The sequence below is a fragment of the Paraburkholderia sp. J8-2 genome, from assembly GCF_905220195.1.
Lineage (GTDB): Bacteria > Pseudomonadota > Gammaproteobacteria > Burkholderiales > Burkholderiaceae > Paraburkholderia.
Genome location: NZ_CAJMZA010000003.1, coordinates 314,643 through 335,912, shown reverse-complemented (window position 1 = coordinate 335,912; position 21,270 = coordinate 314,643). Strand labels below are relative to the sequence as shown.

Below are 21,270 nucleotides of genomic sequence, written 5' to 3'. Positions count from 1 at the left end.
GTAATGTCCTGCCCGAAACCGGCAATCGTATTGCAGCCCGCCAAGGCGGCCAGTACGCCAACCATCGATACCACCACCAGAAGCCGTCCCATCATTTTTACTACCCCGTAAGCTCATTTTTAGATTGATGCGCGTGCGGCGGCGCATAGCGCGAACCCACCGCGCATAGCGTCTTTGCATCCGCTGGAATGGCGTATTCTGCCTGTGGTCGGTCCGCGTGTGCAAATTGCCCCCGCTGCGGCCTGGAGGTTCTTGCGCCAATCGATGCACGCGCAACGTGTGCAGCTTACTGAGCCTGATGAATGGGCTCCGGGCGAGAACAGTCCAAAAACACGCTCATCGAACGGCAACGCTAGAATTCACGACAATCCTGCCATCGCCCCAATGTGGCGCAACCATGACCAAGCCATCGAGGACTGCCTTATTTTCCGCAGCCCGCATGTGGGACTGGAAGCCGGTGGCAGCACTATGCGCAGCCGCGCCCGGGCAGGTCGAAGCAAGCGAGCCGAACGGCGCGAGAGTGTTGCACTTGCGAGGGAACGCAAGCTGCCCGCGGGTATCATTGAAAGGATGGCGTCGACGCAGCGCAAACTGCACAAACGTCGGCTTTGATCCGCGAGCGTGAGGTCGATTCGACGACCTGCGACGGCTCGCCATGCCTGAAGCAGAACCACGCACCGGCAACGCACCACAACGGACCCTTTCGCCAATGCGCATATTCGGAATCAGCCTTTACGTCATCATCGCCCTGCTCTTTGCAGTGCATGCCATCCGCAACCAGCAGAACATGTACTGGCTGCTGATCCTGTTTCTTTTCCCCGGCCTTGGCAGCCTCGTCTACTTCTTCGTGATTTATTTGCCGAGCCTGCGCCAGTCGCGCGGGGCGAGGGCGACGGGCCGGGCCATCTCGCAACTGGTCGATCCCAACCGCGCGGTGCGCGAGGCGCGCACGGACTTCGACCGCGCGCCGACCGTCGCGCACCGTATGCGGCTGGGCGCGGCGCTGCTCGACGCGGGCAATGCCGTCGAAGCGCTGGAGCATTACGAGGCGGCGGCAACCGGGCCGTTCGCCTCCGATCCCGCCCTGCTCGAAGGCCTCGCGCGCGCACAGTTTGCAAACGGCAATGCCGCTGCCACGCAAGAGACGCTCGAAAAGCTGTTCGCCGTGCAGCCTGTCGCCCGCCAGCAGCCGGACCCCACTTTGCTGTATGCACGGGCGCTCGCCGCCAATGGCGCAGCGGGCACGCGCGCCGCGTTCGAAGCCGCGCTTTCTTGCGCAAGCGACGCCGCTCCGCGTTGCCTCTTCGCCGACTGGCTGGCCAAGCAGCCAAGCGACGCCGACCGCCAGCGCGCACGCGAGCTTTACGCCGATATCGTGCACGACGCAAAGCACTGGCCGCGCCATGCCCGCGAACACAATAGCGAATGGCTGCAACGGGCCCAGGCCGGGTTGAGCCGCTAGCGCAGCCGCAGACCTTTCCCGCGAGGCGCGGCCATGCGAAACGCCAATCGCGGAATTCGCCTAGTCGCGCCTCTCCTCGCACATGCGCCGGTAGGTGGCCGGCGTCATCCGGTACGCGCGGCGAAACCAGCGTCCCAAATGGCTCTGGTCCGCGAAGCCGACTTCCGCGGCAACCTGGGCCGGCGTGCGCCCCGCCGCCAGCAGTCTGCGAGCGGCGCGCAGACGCAAGCGCACCAGGTAAGCATGGGGCGACGTTCCGAACTCGCGCTGGAACAGGCGCGTCAAACGAAACCGGTCGATGCCCGAGCTATCGACGAGTTCGTCGAGCCCGATGTTCGCGGCCATGTGCTCGTGCAGCAGGTCACGCACGCGAGCCAATGCGGGCGGCGCCGGGGCCGCTGCTGCGGTCGTATCGACCAGATGGCCGCCCAGGTGCTCCAGCAAGCGGTCGAGCGCCTCGTCGCGCGCGAGCCGGCCTTCCTCGCCGTATAGCGCGAGAAAGGCGCGGCGGATTGCGTCGGTCAGGCGCGGGTCGTCAACGAGCGTCTGGCCGAAAGCGGCCTCCACGGCGCCCAGACCCGCAATGTTCAGCCTGCGCGCCGCACGTTCGACCCACGGCTGCGGCAGATACAACATCGCGTAGGTGAAGCCGCCCGGTTCGGGCGCGTGGCCGTCGTGCAGCGCGCCCGGCTCGATCAGGATCGCGCGGCCCGGCACGCTCGTGTGCAAGGACCGGTGACACTGAAAACGCTGCACCCCCTGCTCCGTATAGCCGATCAGCATGTCGTCGTGATCGTGGGGGTCGTAGGCGTGACCGCTGAAATGCGCGCGCAAACTCTCGATACCTGTTTGCGCGTCGCGCCGCGCGACGAGCCAGTGATCGTTCCGGCCCTCAGTCACCGTCGCGTTCGTCATGGCCAGCGTCGCTCCTCATTCCCGGTTCCTTGCCCAAGGGCACGAGTGTACGCCAGCCCTGCGCGAAGCACGCCGCGCGCTCGCGGCGTTACCGGGTTCACGGCGCCCGCTCGGCCTGGTTCAGTCGTCGAACTCGCCGGCCTGCAGCGCTTCGTCGAAATCCGTGATCCACGGGGCGAAGTGGTCGGTGTCGTAGGTGGCCGTCTTGCCATTGGCGATCCGTGTGACGGATACCTGCCGCATCGCCGCGCGCTCGCCCCCCGCAGGGCTTTTCTCGTTGTCCGAGATGCGGAACTCGCGCAGCTCGAGCCCCCGGCTAGCGAGCACAGCCTTCACGTCTTCCTGTTCGTCCCAGGAAAACTCGGCGAAGTCGTGGGCTGTCATGTTCGTCTCCTCCAAGGCGTCATCACGGACTGCACGGCGCGACGGGCAGTCCCTCGGCCTTCCAGCGCAACATGCCGCCGGCGAGATTCGCCACCTTGCCGAAGCCCGCCTTCGTGAGCAATACGCTTGCCTGCGCGGAGCGCACGCCGGAGCGGCACACGGCCACGACCGGCCGGTCGCGATCGAGCTCGTCGATGCGTGCCATCAGTTGCGAGAGCGGCACGAGCTTCGCATCGGGCAGATGGCCGAGCTGGTCGATGAACTCGGGCGGCTCGCGCACATCGACGATCTGCATGGCCGCCACATGCTCCAGCAACGCCATGGGCTCGATTTCCCACACGCCGCTAAAACGCAGCGTGAGCGGGGCCCAGTCGGGCGTTTCCTGGATCGGCGCCTCGCCCTCGGGCTTGCCGCAGCGCAGGTTGGCGGGCACCGCGACGGCCATCTGCTTGGGGTGCGGCAAATTCAGGTTGTGCATGTAGCCCGCGAAGTCGCCGAGATCGACGTCGCCGCCCAGGCGCGGATTGAAGCGCCGCTCTTCGGCCACGCTCGTGACCGTGATGCCGCGATAGTCGTGCGCCGGGTAAAGCAGGCAGTCGCCGGGCAGCGTGAGAATCTGCTCGCGCACGGAAGCGAACAGCTGCTCCGCGCTCCCGCCCTGAAAATCGGTGCGGCCGCAGCCGCGAATCAACAGGCTGTCGCCGGTGAAGGCCATGCTTGCGTCGTCGAGCACGTAGGTCAGGCAGCCGCTGGTGTGGCCGGGCGTGGCGCGCACCTCCAGATACCGCTTGCCGAAAGCGATGCGGTCGCCATGCCGCAGCGGGCGGTTCACGCCCTCGGCGCCCACCGTTTCGGCGAGCGCGATCTGGCTGCCGCTGCGCTCGCGCAAGCGCCACGCGCCGGTCACATGGTCGGCGTGCACATGGGTGTCGAGCGTCGCCTGCAGACGCAGGCCCAGTTCCTGCAGCAGCGCGAGGTCGCGCGGCACCTGCTCGTAGACAGGGTCGATCAGCAGCGCCTCGCCGCTTTCGGGGTCGCCGAGCAGGTAGGTATAGGTAGACGATACCGGGTCGAAAAGCTGGCGAAAGATCATCGCGGCTCTCTGTAATGGCAAACGCGTGGTGCGCTTTGCAGTATGCCGCATCCGCCTTCGGCCCGGTGGCTCGACGTGCGCGATAGGCCCGCGTTTATCCGCCGTTTGTTCGCTGTGTGTTCGGCACCGAACGTAGGGCGCGCGGCGGCCATTTCACCTGCCCTCGAGAAAATGGATGTCACGCGCCGCGGAGCGCTTCCCAACGACGAACCGAAAATGGAAGAAAGCCAGCCGTCAGCCGTTTATCACGTATCCCAGCGGGTTTTTACAAGGACTGAAATCATGACCAGAATCTTGTTGTGCGCCGTGGTTTGCTTTCTACCCATTGCGGTGTTCGCGGAACCGCCGAAAGTGGCCAACGGCATGGTCGTCGACGACGACGGCATGACGCTCTATACGTTCGACAAGGACACCGAGCAGGGCAAAAGCGCGTGCGCCGGCGCATGCGCAACCATGTGGCCAGCCGCGCTCGCCGACCCTTACGACAAGGCCAGCGGCGACTGGGGGTTGATCGCTTCCGCAGACGGGAAGCATCAATGGACCTACAAGGGCCACCCCCTCTATCGCTACTCGAAAGACACACACGCTGGACAGATGACCGGCGACGGCTTCAAAGACATGTGGCACGTCGTGAAGCCCTGATATTCTTTCGGCACACTAAGCAATTTCCACCACCTGCCCCGCTCCAGCGCTTCGGAGCGGGGCATGGGTCATCACGTTGCGCGCTTGTTGATCAGTTGCCGGTACGCAGCGTCCAGACCGTCGTCGTGTTGGTGGCGTCGTCTACGGCGGCAAACTGCGAGTGATGCTGGCTGTCCATGCCAAATGCCAGCCCGAATGCAGAACCCGCCGCGGGATCGACCGACATCTGAGCGACGAATTGCCCGTCCACCGTGAACTCGACGATTTCGCTAGGCTGTTTCGGGTCGGCGTTCACGGCGTCGCCGTTGGCCGTGACCAGATGCCCGTTGGGTGCGAGTGCAAGGGCAAGCGGTCCATGCAGATGGGTGTTGTCCTGATAGATCATCCGCCCCATTCCGCCGCTATGGCTCGCGAGCGCCGCGCCGTAAATGGCGAACACCGCGTTGTCGCCGGTCGAGGCGACATAGAGCACGTCGCGCAGGCCGTCGTAGGCGAGCCCCGTGGGGCCGACAACCAGCGCCGCCGGATCGGTCCGATGCAGGTAGCCCGAGGCGACGATCGTCGAGGTCGGCAACTCGGTCACGCCGTTCTCGCCGATCAGGAGGTCGATTCTCGCGACGGTGCCGTTCAGCACGTCCGAGACGAATACCTTCACGAATGGCCCGCCGTCGATCACCGTGAGGTCCCAGGGGCCGTCGAGCAGGCGCGCATCTTTCGGTTCCTTGACGAGCCGGCCTTGCGGATTGATGACGAGCAGCGAGCCCGGCGCGATGACGTTCTTGCCGTCGGCGGTCGGCACGTTGCCCACCAGCACGAAGCCGCTTCTCAGCACGGCGAGCGCCGTTGTGAGACCGAGGTTGTGCCCCGCGAAGAAGGTCACGGGCTGGCTATTGGGAACGATCTTCACGATCGTCGTGCCGGTGCCTTGCAGATTCGATTGCGCATTGAAGTTGGACACCACCACGTCGCCGGGTTTGAGCGGACTCCACGACGGCACGCCGGCCGGTACGAATGCAATGCCGTACGGATTGACGTCGCCATTGGTCGGCACAGTCGATGAAGTCGCAAACGCCGGCGGCAGGATCGCTTGCTGGGCGTCCACGCTAACCGCGCCGAGTGAAAGGGCGAGGAGCCCGGCACCCAACGCCAGGTGACGCAGTCGCGGCACGAACGCCGTGCGGTTCCTGCCGATGTATGAACGACATGCAGACAACGAGCGAGAAGCTTTCATCTGACACCTCCTTCTCGCGGGGACGGGCCGCCAATGCCATGACGACTCGCGCGGCCGGTGAACCCACCATGCTTCGCGCGCCCCGCGTCTTGCATAAACGCAGCAGCGGCGGGGCTATTCCCTGGCAAGCAATGAATTCAGGCCGTCGCCCGAGCCCTCATGTTGCACGCTTCGCACGCGGCGCAGGCGCCGCCAGTTGCTCCACCAGAAAATCCACAAAGGCCCGCACGCGCGACGTCAAATAACGCGCGTGCGGATACAGCAGAATGAAAGGCCGGGTACGCCCGCCCTCCTCGCGCAGCACCTCAACGAGCCTGCCTTCGCGCAGGTCGTCCGCCACCACGAAGCGATACGTCTGAAAGAGCCCCGCCCCCGCACGCGCGAGCGTCACGCCTGCGAGCGCGTCGCCGGAGGTTCCGTAACTTCCGCTCGTCACCACATCGCCATCTTCATTGGCATTGCCGTCGAACGTCCAGACAACATGGCGCCCGCTACTTGGCAGTTCGAACTGTATGCATTCGTGCTTCTGCAGATCGGCCACGGTCTTCGGTGTACCCGCACGCTTCAGATAAGCGGGCGTGGCCACCACCACCATCTCCGCGTCTTCCAGCTTGCGGGCCACCAGGTTGGAATCGGCAGGCGCACGCCCGCGAATCGCCAGGTCGAAGCCTTCGTCGGCGAAGTCGATGTTGCGGTTGCTCAGGTGCGTGTCGACCTGCACCTGCGGATAGCGTTCGCGAAACGCCGGCAAAAGCGGCAGCACGCGATAGTGCCCGTAGGGCGTGGGCATGCTGATGCGCAGCACGCCGGCCGGCGTGGTCTGCTCGCCCGTGACCTCGCGCTCGGCGTCGACGAGTTGCGACAGCGCCTCGCGGCACTGCTCGAAGTAGCGTCGCCCCGCATCGGTCAGGCGGATCTGGCGCGTCGTGCGCACGAACAGGCGCACGCCAAGCCGCTCTTCGAGCCGCGCGACGGACCGGCTCACCGCAGCGGGCGTGACGCTCGCCGCATTGGCCGCCAGCGTGAAGCTGCCCAGTTCCGCCGCCTGGCAGAACAGCTCGATGCTGCCCAGCAGCAGATCGTCGAATTTGCGTTGCATGCCCGTTTTCTCCTGCCTGCTCCGATTCGCGCCCGCTGTTTTCGCTCTATTCTGAAGGCGCCAACATGAGGCGAATGCTCACCACCACTCAAGGAGAACATCGTGTCCGTCGAACAGAAACTTGCCGATCTCGGTCTCGCCCTGCCCGCCGCGCCGCAGCCGCTTGGCAACTACACGGCCGCTTCCGAGGCGGGCAATCTGCTCTTCATCTCCGGCCAGGGGCCGCTCGCCGACGGCAAGCTGCGCTGGACCGGACGCGTGGGCGCGGAGTTGACGCTCGAACAAGGTCGCGAGGCCGCGCAGCTCACCGCCTTGAACGTGCTCGCGCAAATCAAGCGCCACCTGGGCGGCTTCGAGCGTCTGCATCACATCGTGCGTATGGAAGGCCACGTGAGCAGCGCCGAAGGCTTTCTCGATCAGCCTGCTGTGCTCGACGCCGCATCGGATCTCTTCGCCGCCGCGCTCGGCGAGAAGGCCGGCCACGCGCGCTCGGCGTTCTCGCATTCGCAACTGCCGCTGAACTTGCCCGTCGAACTCGTGGTGATCGCGCAAATCGTGCCTGCCTGAGCGCGTCTTTTGCGGCGGGCGGCGAAACGTTGGCGGCAGTTACCCCCGGCTCAACCCCACACGGACTGCAAGCGCGCGATGCTTTCGCGCGTCTCGCGCTCCAGTTGCGCCACGAGTTCCGCCGCCGGCAACGCGCGCGCGAGCGGCGCGGCCTGGCCCGCCCATTGCGCGCCGTAGCCGGATTCGCCCTTGGCCTTCGCAGCCGCGATGAGGGATTTGCCCGCGTCGTAGGCGATCGGGTAGGACGGAATGCGCGGCGCCTTCGGGTCCTCGCCAAGCGCGGTGAACCGGTTGACGATGCTGCGCGCAAGGCGCCCCGAAATCGCCGAGGTGAAGGTGGTATGCCGCGCCGCGTCGCCAAGCAAGGCCGCGCGATAGCCCTCGTCGGCCGCGCTCTCCGGGCAGGCCACGAACGCGGTGCCCAGTTGCGCCGCCTGCGCGCCGAGCGCCAGCGCGGCGGCAATGCCCGCGCCGTCCATGATGCCGCCCGCCGCGATCACGGGTACGTCGAACTCGCTCACGAGCAGGCGCGTGAGCGCGAACGTGCCAAGGCCGTCGTCGCGGGCGTTCTGATAGAACACGCCGCGATGGCCGCCCGCCTCCACGCCCTGCGCGACGATGGCATCCACGCCCGCCTCCACGGCTGCGGCCGCTTCGTCGAGACTCGTTGCGCTCGCAAACAAACGGATGCCCGCGTGTTTAAGTTCGGCGATCACCGCATCGGGCGGCAGGCCGAAATGGAAGCTCACCACCGCGGGTTTTTCTTCGAGCAGCATGCGCTGCATGGCCTGATCCGCGACGAAGCTCGTGTAGATCTCCGAAAGCGATTGCGGCGGCGTGGCGCCGTATTGCTCGAACACCGGCGCGAGCCAGTCCAGCCACGCGCGCTCGACCGCCGCATCGGGCGTGGCCGGGCGATGGCAGAACACGTTGACGTTGAACGGCTTGGCCGTCAGTTCGCGCGTCTGGCGAATGGCGTTGCGCGCGTTCTCCGCGCTCATCGCGGCCACGCCCAGCGAGCCGAGCGCACCCGCGTTCGACACGGCGGCGGCCAGCGCGGACGTGGTGGTGCCCGCCATGGGCGCCTGAATGATCGGCTTTTGAATGCCGAGCGAGCGCAGCAACGCCCGTTCGTCCACTTGAGTGCTGCTCATGTTGCGTTACCTCCGGATGCGTTCCACTTTCAAGCGTGAGCGCGGCGCTGCGCCCAGTGCGCGAGCCCACCGCATGCGACCAGCAGCGCGCCGGTCGCGAAGAACACGGCGTGCAGGCCGAAGTGAACGCCGATCACGCCGCCGATCACCGGGCCCACCACCTGGCCGCTGAATTGCGCCGATTGCAGATAGCCGAGCATGCGGCCCGTTTTGCTTTCGTCTACCGATTGCCGCGCGAGCTTGCCGATGGAAGGCAAGAGCCCCGCGAGCGTCATGCCCATCACCACGCGCAGGCCCGCGAGCTGCCACCAGTGCGTGACGAACGCTTGCGGCACCATGGCGAGCCCCGTGAGCACGAGGCACGCGACGATCACGCGCCAGCTCCCGAAGCGGTCGGCGAGCCCGCCAAGGCGCGCCGCCGTGAGCATGCTGCCAAGCGCCGAGCATGCCATGACCACGCCCGCCACGCGCGCGAGATGCGCCGCGCCCACGCCCAGACTGCCGATAAAAACCGTGATGACGGGTTCGATCGACATGTTGGCGAGCAGCACCATCATCGCGGTCACGAGCAGCGCGGCTACGACCGCGTAATCGGGGCGGCGCGCGCTACTGCCTGAACCCGCTGCTGCATGGCGCGCGTGTGGCTTCGCGTCGCTTTCTGGATGAAACTCTTCCTTCACCACGAAGATGGTCAGGAGCGCCGCCACGGCGATCATCGCGCCGCCGGCGAAAAAGGTGCCGCGAATGCCGATCCAGCCAGGCAGCACGCCGCCCACCAGCGGCCCGACGAGATTGCCCGCCAGCGCGCCCGTGGAAAGGATGCCGAGGGCCCAGCCCGCGCGCTCGCGCGGCGCCTGGGTGCCGACCATCACGGTGGAAGCCGACGCATAGCCCCCCACGAGACCGGCGATCAGACGCAGCGCGACGAGCTCGTACACATTGTGCGCCACGCCGATCAACGACATCACCACGGCCATGCCGATCGCCGCGCGCACGAGCATGGGCTTGCGGCCATAGCGGTCGGCGAGACGCCCCCAGATCGGCGCGGTAAGCGCCGTGCCGAGGAAGGTCGCGCCGAATGCCACGCCCGACCACTGGATCACGGCGGACTGCGAGCTCACGCCGAGCTGCCGCACGTAAAGCGGCAGGAACGGCAGCAGCATGCTCAGGCTCACGAGCGTCGTGAACGAGCCGATCACGCACACGACGAGATTGCGCTGCCAGTACGGCGCATTGCGCTCCACATAGCCGCGCGGCGCAGGCGTGGCCTGCCGCAGCGCAGCGGCGGGGGAAGATGCGGTGGTATTCACCTGGCCCTCACTTGGCGCGCAGCGCGGAGCAGAGATCGACAAAGAGCGCGAGCACGAGAGCCGCAGCGCCGATGGCGAACAACACGAGGTAGTTGCCGCCGCTCGACGAGAACACGAACGACAGCCCGTAGGCGGCGGCCGCCTGCATCACGGCAAAGCTCGTCGTGGCGCGGCTCCACGCGCTTTTCACGGCGGACGGATGATGCGAGAGCAGCTCGTTCACGCGGCCGAGCACCAGCGGCACGATGGCCGGTGTAAAGGCGCCCACCAGCACGGCGGAGACCATGAGCCCCTGCGCGCCGAACATGCCAAGCGCCGGAATGGCGACCGCGACGGCCTGCAGCAGATACGCCGCGCGCAATGCCGGCGCGAAGCCCGAGCGGTCGGCGAGATGTCCCGCCGCGAGCGGGCCGACGATCGCGCCGATGCCGTACAGCACCCAGAATTCGGCGCCTGCATCGACGCCGCGACCGAGACCGCGCGCCACGTAGTCGACGAGGAAGATCATGTGCGGCACGAGCCCCACGGCGTTCAGCCCGTATTCGACGTAGAGCGCGCGCAGCTTCGCGCGGGGGTAGGCCTTGGCGTGTTCGAAGCGTGGAGGCGTATGAGCGGGCGCGCTCGCGCCGTGCTCGGGCCAGCCGTTCCACGCCACGGCCGTGAGCAGCGCCGAGACGACGGCGAGCCCGAGCCACGTGGCGCTCAGGCCCTGGCGCAGCAGGATCGGCACGATCGTGCCCGAGGCCGCAATGCCGAGCCCGATGCCGGTGAAGATGCCGCCGCTCGCAAAGCCCCTGCGCGCCGCAGGAACGTGCGCAAGGATCGTGGGCGCGGCGAGCACCATGAGCGCGCCGCCCGACAGGCCCGAGGCGAAGCGCCAGGCGAAGAACCAGAGGAACGAAACGGGCACCGCGCAGGCGGCGAAGGCGAGCGTCGCGAGCAGCATCATCGCGCGCAGCACGGTGGCGGGCCTCGCGGCGCGAGCCATTGCGCCCGCGAGCAGCGCACCGGCCAGATAGCCGCCCAGGTTCGCGGCGCCGAGGTAGGCGGCGGTCGAGGCGGGGAACCAGTGCGCGCCGATGATGGCGGGCAACAGCGGCGTGTAGGCGAAACGTGCAAGGCCAATGCCGATGAGGCTGGCGCTGGCCCCGGCGAGCGTGCCGCGCCACACGTTGTAGGCGGCAGGCGTGGACGGATTCGAAACGGCTTGATGCATGACGACTCCCGGCAAGCGAGGCAATGAAGCACCTGCTGAAGATGGGAGTCAGTCTAGGTTAGATCGAATGGCGGGAGAATCGCCGCAGCACGGAAGTCATTCTTCCGCGCCGCGAACGAATGCGCGTATGGCGGCCACGTCGAATATCGCTCAATCGGCGTCGGTAATGCGCCGGGCCTGCGCGAAGTACTCGCGCAGCCGGGGCGCGGCGAAATCGACGAAACTGCGCACCTTGGGCACCGAAAGACGCCCGTGCGGCGTGACGAGATTCGCGGGCAGCGGCGCATGCTCGCTGTCGCGCAGCACGATCTCGAGCCTGCCCGCCTCGACCTCCTCGGCCACGTGGTACGAAAAGAGCCGCGTGAGCCCATGCCCCGCCACGGCCGAAGCGCGCGCCGCGCGTATCGTGTTCACGATGAAGCGCGGCGAGAACTGCACGACCTGGGGCAGCGCCGTCTGGCGCGCGGCCGGGAAGCTCCACGAGTCGAGCCCGAAATGCGTCATCGAAATGATCGGGTGGCTCGCGAGATCGGCGGGCGCCTCGATGGCCGCATGCGTGGCGAGATAGCCGGGCGAAGCGACCACCACGCGCCGCACCTCGCCCACCGGAATGGCGACGAGCGTGGAGTCCTGCAAATGCGCAATGCGCAACGCCACGTCGATTCCCTCGTCGATCAGGCTTGCGGGCCTGTCGAGCAAGTGCAGGCGGATCGACACCTCGGGGTGGCGGTCGATGAACTCGTCGATCATCGGGCGCAGCACCTCTTCGCCCACCGCCACCGCCGCCGTGACGCCGAGCAGCCCGCGCGGCGCGGAGCGCTCGTCGGCGGCGAGCAAGTCCGCCTCCTCGAGGTCGGCCAGAATGCGCCGGCATGCGAGCGCATAGCGCTCGCCCGCCTCGCTCAGCCGAATCGTGCGCGTGGTGCGGTACAAGAGCGGCGTGCCGGTGTGCTCCTCCAGGAACGCAATGGCCCGGCTCACCGCCGCGGGCGAGCGGCCCAGGCGGCGGCCCGCGCCCGCGAGACTTCCCTCGTCGAGCGTGGCGACGAAAACCTTCATGGCGTCGATTCGGTCCATTGCGTATTTCTGGTTGGGTGGCCGCTTTGCGTTGTGACCTTGTATCACGAACCCGCATTCCGGTTGGCACTTCGTGCAGGCGCATTCAATCGAAAAGGCAATGGCGATTTGGCCGGAGCGACCGGCTCTCGCTGAATAAAGCCATTCAAAAAACGGCATCGTCTGGTCATCGCGCGACAGCAAAACCGGATGTCGCTTCCAGCGCGTCACCATGTCGCCTTTGTTCTAGGAGCGCCATTTATGGTCGCATTTACTGTGCAAACCAATACCGTGCGACTTCAGCGTTAAACCGCTCGCCTCAAGTGGCTCTGCCATTCATGGTGATACGCACACCTTATTCAACGCATAAGGGACGGCCAAAGCATGAAAGCGTATCAGCCAGCAGTGGACCCAAAGACGCTTCGCAAGGTGATCATCGCCGCCGCGGTCGGCAATTTCGTCGAATGGTTCGACTTTGCCGTTTACGGATTTCTGGCAACCCTGCTGACTCGCCAATTCTTTCCGAACGGCGACCCCGCGATCGCGTTGATGAAAACCTTCGCGGTTTTCGCCGTCGCTTTTGCATTCAGGCCGCTCGGCGGCATCTTCTTCGGCGTGGTGGGCGACAGGGTAGGCCGCAAGAAAACGCTCGCACTGACCATCCTGATCATGGCAGGTGCGACCACCGTTATCGGCTTGCTGCCGACCTACGCATCGGTCGGCATGCTCGCACCGTTGCTGCTCGCGATCGTGCGATGCGTGCAAGGCTTTTCCGCCGGCGGCGAGTACGCAGGCGCCTGCGCGTATCTGATGGAACATGCGCCGAAGCACCAGCGCGCGCGCTACGGCAGCTTCATTCCGGTCTCCACGTTCCTTTCGTTCGCGAGCGCCGCCGTGGTGGCATCCGGACTGGACGCCCTGCTGTCCGCAGAGGCAATGAGCAGCTGGGGCTGGCGAGTCCCGTTCATCGCTGCTGCGCCTATCGGCCTCGTCGGCCTGTATCTGCGCACGCGCCTTGGCGAAACGCCGTCGTTCGCCGCAGTCGAACACGATCACGACCTGGCCCACGCCCCGCTGCGTGAAACGCTCAAGACCCAGGCAAGCGCGATTGTGCGCCTTGGGGCCTTTGTTTCCGTCACTGCGCTCTCGTTCTATACCTTTACGACCTACTTCGCCACGTATCTGCAGGTAGTCGGTCATCTGAGCCGGGCCAGCGCGTTGTTGATCACGGTAATCGCGCTGGTCTTCGCCGCGGCACTCTGCCCGCTTGCCGGCCTCTACTCGGACGCAGTGGGAAGACGCAAAACCGTTTTCACGGTATGCGCCATCCTGATCGCCGCGGTCTACCCTTCTTTCGTGCTCGGTGGGTCAGGCGATTTCCGCTCCGCACTGCTTGGCGCAGCCATGCTCGCGGTCGGCGCGGTCTTGTCGGGCGTGGTCACGGCGGCCCTGCTGTCCGAAGTCTTTCCGACCCGAACGCGCTATACCGCTTCGGCGATCACGTACAACCTTGCCTATACGATCTTTGGCGGAACGGCGCCGCTCGTTGCCACCTGGCTGATCGAGACGACGGGCAACAACATCTCGCCCGCTTTCTACCTGATCGCCGTCTCGCTGCTGGCGCTGGTTGGCGGCATGTCCTTGCCGGAAACGTCGCGGATATCGCTCGACGATCACCTGCATGAAGAGGCCACTGAAGGCGTACGCGACTGGCAGGCTCCCACCGCTCAGTAGGCCGCGCGCAGAGCCTCCGTGGCGAGGGCGAGGCGCGACGCAATGACCTTCACCAGAAAGCGGTGAAACTGCTGGGCGGCTGCGGGGTCGTCCCGCTCCAGCGCAACGAGCGCGGCCAGCGACAACCTGCGCACCCGCGTCGGCACCTCGGCGAACACATCCGCGCTGCGCGGCCGCTGCGTATACACGGCCATTTCCCCGATGACCGTACCCGGAAGGCAGGCGCGCAACCGCACCGAGCGCCCGTTGCCGAGCGGCAGCGAAACGGCGACGCGCCCGCGCTCGATGATGTACAGCGCGTCGCCGGGATCTCCACGAAGAAACAGCGCCTGGCCCGCTTGCAGATCGTGCACTTCGAGCCGGGTGGAGAGCGTGATCAGCGCGCTGGCCGTGAAATGCAGCGCGAGCAACGCGTTCAGGTCGTCCCCGCGCTTCGGCGCGAACGCGCTTGACGCGAGCAACTGGTCTTCCACCCATTCCAGGCCCGCATCGAGCGTGTCGAATTCACGAATGCGCAGATTGAGCGTGCCGGTTTTGGTCAGCAGGTCGCGCGAGCGCGGCGGCAGCGCGGTCAGGATCAAGTCCGCGTTCAAGGCCGCGCAGAGCTGCCGCAGCTTGACGAAGCTGATCGAAACCGACGCGTCGATGCCTTGTGTCGACGCGAAATCGAGCACGACGAAATGAACCGGCACCGCGTCGCGCGCGGCTAGCCGCTCCCGTATGCGCTGGAGGATCGAATTGGCCGTGCCGAAAAAAAGAAACCCTTGCAGGCACATTCCGCACACCTGCGCGCCGAGTGCGCGCAATGCTTCGGTCTCCTCGATGTTGCGCTCGACATTCGATCTGCGGGTGCGAAGGTCGAACTCCATGCGTATGCAACTCACGCGGCCGTAGAGCAGCGTGAACATGATGCACGCGGCGATCACGCCCGCGCCTACGCCGACAATCACGCCCCAGGCCGCGATCGTGCCGAGAATGGCGGGCACGAGCAGGTACTCGTACCAGGTGAGCTTCGTCCATGCGCCGACAACCCACTGCACGATGAGGCGCAGCCCCATGAACAGCTGGAGGCCGACCAGCACCGGCACGGGAAAGAGCGCGACAAAACCGGGCGACGACGCCAGCACGACGAGACACGCGAGCGATGCGAACACGCCCGCCATGCGGCTCGTCGCGCCAACGCGCGCATTGAGCATCGAGCGATTGAACGATTGATAACCCACCATGCCGCCCAACAGTCCGCTCGCGAGATTGGCGAGGCCCGCAGCCTTCATTTCGCGGTTCAGATCGACTTCCTCGCCCGTTGCCGCGCCGATCGCCGTCGAATTCATCAGGATCGTGACGGCCGAAACCGACGTGACCACGAGGCTTTCGGGGAGGTGAGAGGCAATCGCTGTCCAGTCGACGCCACCCTGCGCGAGCTGCGCCCGCAAGTGCAGCTCCGGTATGCCCGTGAGCCGCAGCGCCACGCGCGGCAGCAGCAGCCCCATGTCGCGCGCTTGATCGATCGACAAGCCAGCAGCATGTAGCAGAACGTAGAAAAGGACGATCCCGAAGGCGAGCGTGAGCGGCAGCGCCGCAACGTGTTTCCAGCTGCGCATGAGGACAGTGGCCAGCACGCCTACGATGAGCGCGGGCAGCCAGGCGAGCCAGTGAAGATGGGTCAACAGCGCGAGCGTGTGCCATTGCAGCGACTCGCCCGTCATGACGCGAAATGCGCCGGCGAGCAGCAGATAACCCGTGCCCGCGAGAAAACCGCCGAGGACCGGATAAGGCAGGAACTGCAGCGAGCGGCTGCGCTTCGAGGAGCCGATCGCGTAAAGCACGACGCCGGTCACGAGCGAACACAGCGCGATGGCGATCAGCACGGTGAGGAGGAGCGTCTGCGGGGAGCCGCCGTCCGCGCGCACGCTGCTCGCCACGCCTGCCGCCACCCCCGCGAGAAACGCAGCCGCATTGCTGTCGGGGCCGCCAATGTTCAGACGCATCGAGCTAGTCAAGGCAATCACAAGCGCCGTGACGACACAGCTGACGAGCGCGGTGGGCACGCCGAGCATCGCGTAGCGGGCGAGATCGGCGCTGAAGATCATCGTGCCGAGGCTCATTGCGTAGCACAGCATGACGAGCGCCGATACCGCGCCGGCCGCCAGATCGCCGGGCAGCGCCGCCATACGCGAGCGCGGCGGGGCGGCGGCGACGGTAGCGGTCTTGCCCGGCTTCACGTGAATGCTCAGTGGAATGCGCGAGGCGCGATTGGGGAGCGATGGGGTGCGATCCAGTATCCGTCCGCAATCGAAAGCCTGTCAAACGCCGGAAGCAGGCCATACGCGGCGCGTGGCGCGCGCCTACACTGAATATTCATCGGCACGAGTGCCCACAGGCTCGCGGCGGTTCGCATCGGGCGAGCGGCATGGGATCCAGACGGCGAACATGGATACTGAGCAATGGCTGCGCGCCCTCGGACTTGAGCAGTACGCACCCGCGTTCGCGGCAAACGATATCGATCTGTCGCTGCTCGCGCAGCTGACCGACGCGGACCTGAGGGAGCTCGGGGTGCAGTCGCTCGGCCATCGCAAACGCATCCTCGCTGCCGCCGCGCAGGGCCTGGCGCCGGCGTCCGGGCCGCAGGCGCCGAACACATCCACCGCACCCGACGCTGCGGACATCCCCACGGACGAGCGCAGGCAGGTCACGATCCTCTTTGCCGATCTCTGCGGCTTCACCGCGCTCTCGCGTACGCTCGATCCGGAGGAGCTGCGCGCGCTGATCGGCCGCTTCACGGCGCTCGTCGACGGTATCGTGCTCGCCTACGGCGGCACGACCGACAGGCACATCGGCGACGCGGTCATGGCGCTGTTCGGCGCGCCCCGCGCGCACGAGACGGACACGCTGCGCGCGGCACGCGCGGCGCTCGACATCCATGAGGCGCTGACGCAGCTGAGCGCGCAGGCGGCGCGCACGCTGCAGGCGCATATCGGCATCGCGAGCGGCGAAGTCGTCGCGGGCGCGCTCGGCTGCGTCGACGCGCGGGACTACACCGTGACCGGCAATCCGGTGAACCTGGCCGCGCGGCTGCAGGTGGCGGCGGCGCCCGGGGAGACCTGGCTTTCCGATGACGTGGCGCGCGCGCTCGGCGACGCCGCCGTGTGCGACGCGCTCGGCGAGCAGCGCTTCAAAGGCATCGACACGCCGCTGCGCGCATGGCGGCTGCGCGCGATTTCGAACGACCCGGCGAGCGAGTCGGCCAAGGCGAGCCAGAGCCTTTTCGTCGGACGTCAGGCCGAGCTCGAGCAGTTTCACGGTATCGTCCACGCGTGCATTGCGAGGCGGGCCGGCCACATCGTCCATGTGCGCGGCGAAGCGGGCATCGGCAAGACGCGTCTTGTCGACGAGATGCGCCGCTACGCGCAGTCGCAGGGTTTCGAGATCCACCGGGGCCTCGTGCTCGATTTCGGCGTGGGCAAAGGGCAGGACCCCGTGCACACGATCGTCGCCAGCCTGCTCGGCCTGCCGGCCGGCGCTTCGGGCGACGCGCGCCAGGCCGCCGCCGATCGCCTCGCCGCTGAAGGCGTCGTCAAGGCCGAACAGCGCGCGTTTGTCCACGACCTCCTCGACCTGCCGCTCGCGCACGAGTGGCGCGCCCTTTACGACGCGATGGACCACGGCGCGCGCAAGCGCGGCAAGCAGGCGCTCGCCGCGAGACTGACCGACGACGCCTGCCGCGCGGCAACGCTTATCGTCGTAGAAGACCTGCATTGGGCCGACCCCGAAGTGCTCGACTATCTCTCGGCCTTCGCCTCGGGTATCGCGAACGGTCCGGGCCTGCTCGTGACGACTTCGCGCGTGGAAGGCGATCCGATCGATGCGACGTGGCGCGCGCGCTGCCGCGACACGCCGTTCGCGACGATCGATCTCGGGCCGCTGCGCAAGGATGAGGCGCTGAGCCTCGCGGGCAACTTCATCGACGCGACGCAGCGCGTGGCGCTCGCGTGCATCGAGCGCGCGGGCGGCAACCCGCTGTTCCTCGAGCAGCTGTTGCGCAACGTCGAGGAAGGCAGCGGCAGCGCCGTGCCCGCCTCGATCCGCAGCCTCGTGCTCGCGCGCATGGACCGGCTCGCGCGGCACGACCGCCTCGCCTTCCAGGCGGCCGCCGTGATCGGCCAGCGCTTCGACCTCGCCTTGTTACGGCGGCTCATCGACGATCCCGGCTATGTCTGCGACGGTCTGCTCGCCAATGCGCTCGTGTTGCCGGAGGGCGAGGAGTTCCTGTTCGCCCATGCACTGATCCAGGAAAGCGCCTATTCGACGTTGCTGCGCGCGCGCAGGCGCGAGCTGCACCGCTGCGCGGCCGACTGGTTTGCGCACGGCGACCCCACGCTGCACGCCCAGCATCTCGACCGCGCCGAGGACGAACGCGCGCCGCAGGCCTACCTGGCCGCCGCGCTCGCACAGCGCGCGGCCCACCTGCTCGAAGCCGCGCTGCGCCTCGCCGAGCGCGGCCTCGAGATCGCGCAGACAGAGGCGGACCGCCACGCCCTGGCCTGTTGCAAGGGCGAGCTGCAGCGCGACCTGGGCGACATTGCGGGATCGATTGAGACCTGGCGCGCGGCGCTCGCGGCCGCCCCCGACGACGCCAGTTTGTGCCGCTGCCAGCTCGGGCTCGCGGAAGGCCTGCGTGTGAGCGAAGGGCTCGACGAAGCGCTAGACCTGCTCGACGCTGCGCAGCGGATCGCGGAGCGCGACGACCGGGTGGCCGAACTCGCGAGCCTTCACTATTTGCGCGGCAACATCTACTTTCCGCTCGGAAAGATCGATGCCTGCAGCACCGAGCACGAGCGCGGACTTGTTTATGCGCGTCGCCTCGGCCTGCCGGAGGCAGAGGCCCGCGCGCTGGGCGGCCTCGCCGATGCCGCGTACGCGCAAGGACGCATGCGTACCGCGTTCCGCCATTTCAGCGATTGCGTGGCGCTGAGCCGCGAGCACGGGTGCGGCCGGATCGAAGTCGCCAACCGGTCGATGCAGGGCTTCAGCCGCATTTATCTGAACGACCCGCGGCAGGCGCGCGAAGACGCCGTCGCGGCCGTGGGCGCCGCCGAGCTGGTCGGGCAGCCGCGCGCGCAATTGCTGGGCGAAACGCTCGGCGTATTCTCCTGCTACGAGCTGGGCGATATGCAGGCCATGCAGGTCCATCTGGACCTGGAGCGGCGCGTGATCCGGCAATTGGGCGCACGCCGGTTCGAGGCGCAGAACGTGGAAATGCAGGGGCGCGTCTGGCTCGCCGATGGGCGCCGCAGCGAAGCGCTCGAAGCGCTGCGTGAGGCGATTGCGATCTCGCGCGAGGTGGGCACGCAGTTCAGCGCACCGAAGGCCCTGAGCGCGCTCGCCGGCGCAGTCGACGAGCATGACGAACGGCTGCGGCTCCTCGCAGAAGGTGAGGACCTTCTGCGCCGCGGCGCGGTTGGCCACAACCACCTCTGGTTCTATCGCGACGCGATCGAAGCGATGCTCGCGGCCCGCGATCCGGCCGGCGTGCTGCGCTATGTGAGCGCGCTGGAGAGCTACACGCGGCGTGAACCGCTGCCCTGGGCCAACCTGTTCGCGGCGCGTGGACGCGCGCTCGCGGGCGCCCTGCATGAGCGCGCTGACGAAGCCGCGCGGTGCGAGCTTGCACGCGTGCGAAGCGTGCTGTTGCAGGCTGGCTTCCAGCAATACCAGGCCGCGGTCGATGCAGCGCTTGCCGCTTGAAGCGGGCGGACCACCGCCATGCGGTGCGTTTGGCCCGATAGCGAATTGCGCGCAAGCGTTAAAATCGCGCATTCCACTTTCGCGGCAATAGAACACCCATGAAGTGCCTCACCCTCTCGTGCGCCCTCGCTGCCATCGCTCTGGCCGCCGTTCCCGCCCTTGCCCAAACGTCGTCGGGCGATTCGAATTCGAAGCGCGATTGCGCGATCGGCTACGTCACGGGCGTTGCAGGCTCGGCGCAAAGCGTGCGCGACTATCTGGCTACGCCCGACCGCGACCGCATTCGCTACCTCAAGGAAAACGAGATCCAATGCAAGATCGCCGATGACGACAGCCACGCGTCCGGCTGCACGGGCGTCACGCTATTGAAGAACGAGAAGGTGAGCGTGTACGACGATAGCGACCCCGCTACCACCGCTGTCGTCGTACGCGTGGAACTCGATCGCGGCACCTACCCCGTGATCATCGTCGCGCCCAAGAGCGAGGTGAAGTGCGACGAGTGAGCGGCAGGTAGTTGGTGCGTCGCAGTTAGCCGGGTTGCTCGCACGCCGCGATTTCCGCATCCGTCACGCCCGCCATGCGCGCGGCATCGACGATCTGCGCCCAGCTCGTCGCATCCACGGGAATGCCGTGCGCCTCGCGCGCACGCCGTGTCGCGTCCTCGCGCTCGCCGGGCAGCAGGATCTCGTCGACACCCGCCGCGCGCCGCGTGGCCTTTAGCCATTCGACGAATGCGAGCGCTTCGTCCTCGCGCGAGGGCGCGTCGAACGCCGCCGGATCGACGATCACCGACATCATGCAATTGACGATCGCGTGCGTGGAGACGATGGTTTGCTCGCGCGTCGTGAAGCCGCCCGAGAGCGCACCGGCCAGAATCTCGCACATCGCGGCAAGCCCCGAACCCTTGTGCCCCGCCACCGCGCCGCCGAACGCGCGCAGCGCGCCATGCTGGGTATCGCTAAAGAGCGCGCCGGGGTCGCGCGTGGGGCGGCCGTCGCTGTCGATCAACGCGTCGGCTGGCACATCCACGCCTTTGTTGTAGGCCACGCGCACTTTGCCCGCGGCAATCGCGCTCGTGGCGAAGTCGAGCACCAGCGGCGAGCGGCCCTCGAGCGGAAACGCCGCGCAAAACGGATTGGTGCCGAAGCGCCGGTCGATGCCGCCGAACGGCGCGACGAGCGGATCGCCCGCGACGTTGACGAAGTGGAACGACACGAGCCCGGCGCGCGCGCATTGCTCCGCCCAGTGGCCGATACGTCCGATGTGATGGGCATTGCGCAGACCGAGCGCGCACACGCCGAGCGACTTCGCACGCTCGATGCCGTGCTCCATCGCTTCGAACGCCGTGACTTGCCCGAAGCCGCGCCCGGCTTCGATTGTGAGCACCGCGCCCGCGTCGCGCGCGACTTGCGCGTGCGCGTTCAGTTTCAGCTCGCCTTCGCGGCACGCCAGCATATAGCGCGGGATCATGCCCACGCCGTGCGAGTCGTGCCCCGCGAGATTCGCTTCGACGAGATGATCGGCAACGAGCGTCGCCTCGCGCGCCTCGCTGCCGGCCGCGCGCCAGATGGCGACGACGAAAGCATGCAGCGCGCGAGCCTCGACAACGACTTCTGAACCTTTTGCAGCAGTGGAATTCGACATGTACGTGACCCTGTGTAT

Annotated in this window: 17 protein-coding genes; 6 read left to right on the top strand and 11 right to left on the bottom strand. The window is 67.0% G+C overall.

Annotation, left to right across the window (positions count from 1 at the left end; genetic code table 11):
• Positions 1–709: 709 nt before the first annotated feature.
• Complete coding sequence (locus tag U5A52_RS10315) at positions 710–1,462, top strand: hypothetical protein (RefSeq protein ID WP_321934691.1); 753 nt, start codon at positions 710–712, stop codon at positions 1,460–1,462.
• A gap of 60 nt (positions 1,463–1,522) precedes the next feature.
• Here the strand turns inward: U5A52_RS10315 and U5A52_RS10310 are convergent, their stop codons facing one another.
• The 3 genes from U5A52_RS10310 to U5A52_RS10300 all read right to left on the bottom strand — a co-directional run bounded on the left by U5A52_RS10310 (position 1,523) and on the right by U5A52_RS10300 (position 3,854).
• Positions 1,523–2,377 (bottom strand): AraC family transcriptional regulator, encoded by an 855-nt coding sequence (locus tag U5A52_RS10310; protein WP_321907984.1) that lies wholly within the window; start codon positions 2,375–2,377, stop codon positions 1,523–1,525.
• A gap of 120 nt (positions 2,378–2,497) precedes the next feature.
• Complete coding sequence (locus tag U5A52_RS10305) at positions 2,498–2,761, bottom strand: hypothetical protein (RefSeq protein WP_321907986.1); 264 nt, start codon at positions 2,759–2,761, stop codon at positions 2,498–2,500.
• Positions 2,762–2,783: 22 nt separating this feature from the next.
• A complete protein-coding gene (locus tag U5A52_RS10300) occupies positions 2,784–3,854 on the bottom strand; it encodes an MBL fold metallo-hydrolase (RefSeq protein WP_321934690.1) in 1,071 nt (356 codons plus the stop codon).
• A 282-nt stretch (positions 3,855–4,136) separates the two neighbouring features.
• Here U5A52_RS10300 and U5A52_RS10295 point away from each other — a divergent pair, with 282 nt between their 5' ends.
• The gene (locus U5A52_RS10295; RefSeq protein ID WP_321907989.1) at positions 4,137–4,496 is read left to right on the top strand and encodes a hypothetical protein; all 360 of its coding nucleotides are present in this window, start codon (positions 4,137–4,139) and stop codon (positions 4,494–4,496) included.
• A 91-nt stretch (positions 4,497–4,587) separates the two neighbouring features.
• Here U5A52_RS10295 and U5A52_RS10290 read toward each other — a convergent pair whose 3' ends face one another.
• Together U5A52_RS10290 and U5A52_RS10285 are read right to left on the bottom strand one after the other, a co-directional pair.
• A complete protein-coding gene (locus tag U5A52_RS10290) occupies positions 4,588–5,547 on the bottom strand; it encodes a hypothetical protein (RefSeq protein ID WP_415773772.1) in 960 nt (319 codons plus the stop codon).
• Positions 5,548–5,884: 337 nt separating this feature from the next.
• Positions 5,885–6,826 carry a LysR family transcriptional regulator gene (locus tag U5A52_RS10285; protein ID WP_321907992.1) on the bottom strand — a complete coding sequence of 314 codons (942 nt, stop codon included), beginning with the start codon at positions 6,824–6,826 and terminating at the stop codon, positions 5,885–5,887.
• A gap of 102 nt (positions 6,827–6,928) precedes the next feature.
• On the opposite strand from U5A52_RS10285, the gene U5A52_RS10280 reads away from it, so the two are divergent.
• On the top strand, positions 6,929–7,393 hold the full coding sequence (locus tag U5A52_RS10280; RefSeq protein ID WP_321934688.1) for a RidA family protein: 465 nt from the start codon (positions 6,929–6,931) through the stop codon (positions 7,391–7,393).
• 50 nt (positions 7,394–7,443) lie between these two features.
• Here the strand turns inward: U5A52_RS10280 and U5A52_RS10275 are convergent, their stop codons facing one another.
• The 4 genes from U5A52_RS10275 to U5A52_RS10260 form a co-directional block, all read right to left on the bottom strand.
• A complete protein-coding gene (locus U5A52_RS10275; RefSeq protein WP_321934687.1) occupies positions 7,444–8,547 on the bottom strand; it encodes a nitronate monooxygenase in 1,104 nt (367 codons plus the stop codon).
• A 29-nt stretch (positions 8,548–8,576) separates the two neighbouring features.
• Entirely contained in the window at positions 8,577–9,857 is a 1,281-nt protein-coding gene (locus U5A52_RS10270) for an MFS transporter (RefSeq protein ID WP_321934686.1), read from the bottom strand.
• Positions 9,858–9,864: 7 nt separating this feature from the next.
• Positions 9,865–11,073: a YbfB/YjiJ family MFS transporter gene (locus U5A52_RS10265; RefSeq protein WP_321934685.1), complete on the bottom strand. Its 1,209-nt coding sequence runs from the start codon at positions 11,071–11,073 to the stop codon at positions 9,865–9,867.
• A 150-nt stretch (positions 11,074–11,223) separates the two neighbouring features.
• Entirely contained in the window at positions 11,224–12,150 is a 927-nt protein-coding gene (locus U5A52_RS10260) for a LysR family transcriptional regulator (RefSeq protein ID WP_321908000.1), read from the bottom strand.
• Positions 12,151–12,513: 363 nt separating this feature from the next.
• Between U5A52_RS10260 and U5A52_RS10255 the strand changes: the two genes are divergently transcribed.
• Positions 12,514–13,863, top strand: coding sequence for an MFS transporter (locus U5A52_RS10255; protein WP_321934684.1), 1,350 nt, complete (start codon positions 12,514–12,516; stop codon positions 13,861–13,863).
• Here the strand turns inward: U5A52_RS10255 and U5A52_RS10250 are convergent.
• Positions 13,857–16,085, bottom strand: coding sequence for a SulP family inorganic anion transporter (locus U5A52_RS10250; RefSeq protein ID WP_321934683.1), 2,229 nt, complete (start codon positions 16,083–16,085; stop codon positions 13,857–13,859). The genes U5A52_RS10255 and U5A52_RS10250 overlap by 7 nt on opposite strands.
• A gap of 208 nt (positions 16,086–16,293) precedes the next feature.
• Here U5A52_RS10250 and U5A52_RS10245 point away from each other — a divergent pair, with 208 nt between their 5' ends.
• Positions 16,294–19,608 (top strand): adenylate/guanylate cyclase domain-containing protein, encoded by a 3,315-nt coding sequence (locus tag U5A52_RS10245; protein ID WP_321934682.1) that lies wholly within the window; start codon positions 16,294–16,296, stop codon positions 19,606–19,608.
• Positions 19,609–19,706: 98 nt separating this feature from the next.
• Positions 19,707–20,111, top strand: coding sequence for a hypothetical protein (locus U5A52_RS10240; RefSeq protein ID WP_321908006.1), 405 nt, complete (start codon positions 19,707–19,709; stop codon positions 20,109–20,111).
• Positions 20,112–20,136: 25 nt separating this feature from the next.
• Here U5A52_RS10240 and U5A52_RS10235 read toward each other — a convergent pair whose 3' ends face one another.
• On the bottom strand, positions 20,137–21,252 hold the full coding sequence (locus tag U5A52_RS10235) for a malate/lactate/ureidoglycolate dehydrogenase (RefSeq protein ID WP_321934681.1): 1,116 nt from the start codon (positions 21,250–21,252) through the stop codon (positions 20,137–20,139).
• Positions 21,253–21,270 lie beyond the last annotated feature (18 nt).

What these genes read in the sequence shown, in the direction of transcription:
- U5A52_RS10240 (WP_321908006.1), top strand. Translation starts at nt 19,707, where the DNA reads ATGAAGTGCCTCACCCTCTCGTGCGCCCTCGCTGCCATCGCTCTGGCC.
- U5A52_RS10315 (WP_321934691.1), top strand. Translation starts at nt 710, where the DNA reads ATGCGCATATTCGGAATCAGCCTTTACGTCATCATCGCCCTGCTCTTT.
- U5A52_RS10310 (WP_321907984.1), bottom strand. Translation starts at nt 2,377, where the DNA reads ATGACGAACGCGACGGTGACTGAGGGCCGGAACGATCACTGGCTCGTC.
- U5A52_RS10245 (WP_321934682.1), top strand. Translation starts at nt 16,294, where the DNA reads ATGGATACTGAGCAATGGCTGCGCGCCCTCGGACTTGAGCAGTACGCA.
- U5A52_RS10285 (WP_321907992.1), bottom strand. Translation starts at nt 6,826, where the DNA reads ATGCAACGCAAATTCGACGATCTGCTGCTGGGCAGCATCGAGCTGTTC.
- U5A52_RS10305 (WP_321907986.1), bottom strand. Translation starts at nt 2,761, where the DNA reads ATGACAGCCCACGACTTCGCCGAGTTTTCCTGGGACGAACAGGAAGAC.
- U5A52_RS10295 (WP_321907989.1), top strand. Translation starts at nt 4,137, where the DNA reads ATGACCAGAATCTTGTTGTGCGCCGTGGTTTGCTTTCTACCCATTGCG.
- U5A52_RS10300 (WP_321934690.1), bottom strand. Translation starts at nt 3,854, where the DNA reads ATGATCTTTCGCCAGCTTTTCGACCCGGTATCGTCTACCTATACCTAC.
- U5A52_RS10275 (WP_321934687.1), bottom strand. Translation starts at nt 8,547, where the DNA reads ATGAGCAGCACTCAAGTGGACGAACGGGCGTTGCTGCGCTCGCTCGGC.
- U5A52_RS10255 (WP_321934684.1), top strand. Translation starts at nt 12,514, where the DNA reads ATGAAAGCGTATCAGCCAGCAGTGGACCCAAAGACGCTTCGCAAGGTG.
- U5A52_RS10265 (WP_321934685.1), bottom strand. Translation starts at nt 11,073, where the DNA reads ATGCATCAAGCCGTTTCGAATCCGTCCACGCCTGCCGCCTACAACGTG.
- U5A52_RS10260 (WP_321908000.1), bottom strand. Translation starts at nt 12,150, where the DNA reads ATGGACCGAATCGACGCCATGAAGGTTTTCGTCGCCACGCTCGACGAG.
- U5A52_RS10235 (WP_321934681.1), bottom strand. Translation starts at nt 21,252, where the DNA reads ATGTCGAATTCCACTGCTGCAAAAGGTTCAGAAGTCGTTGTCGAGGCT.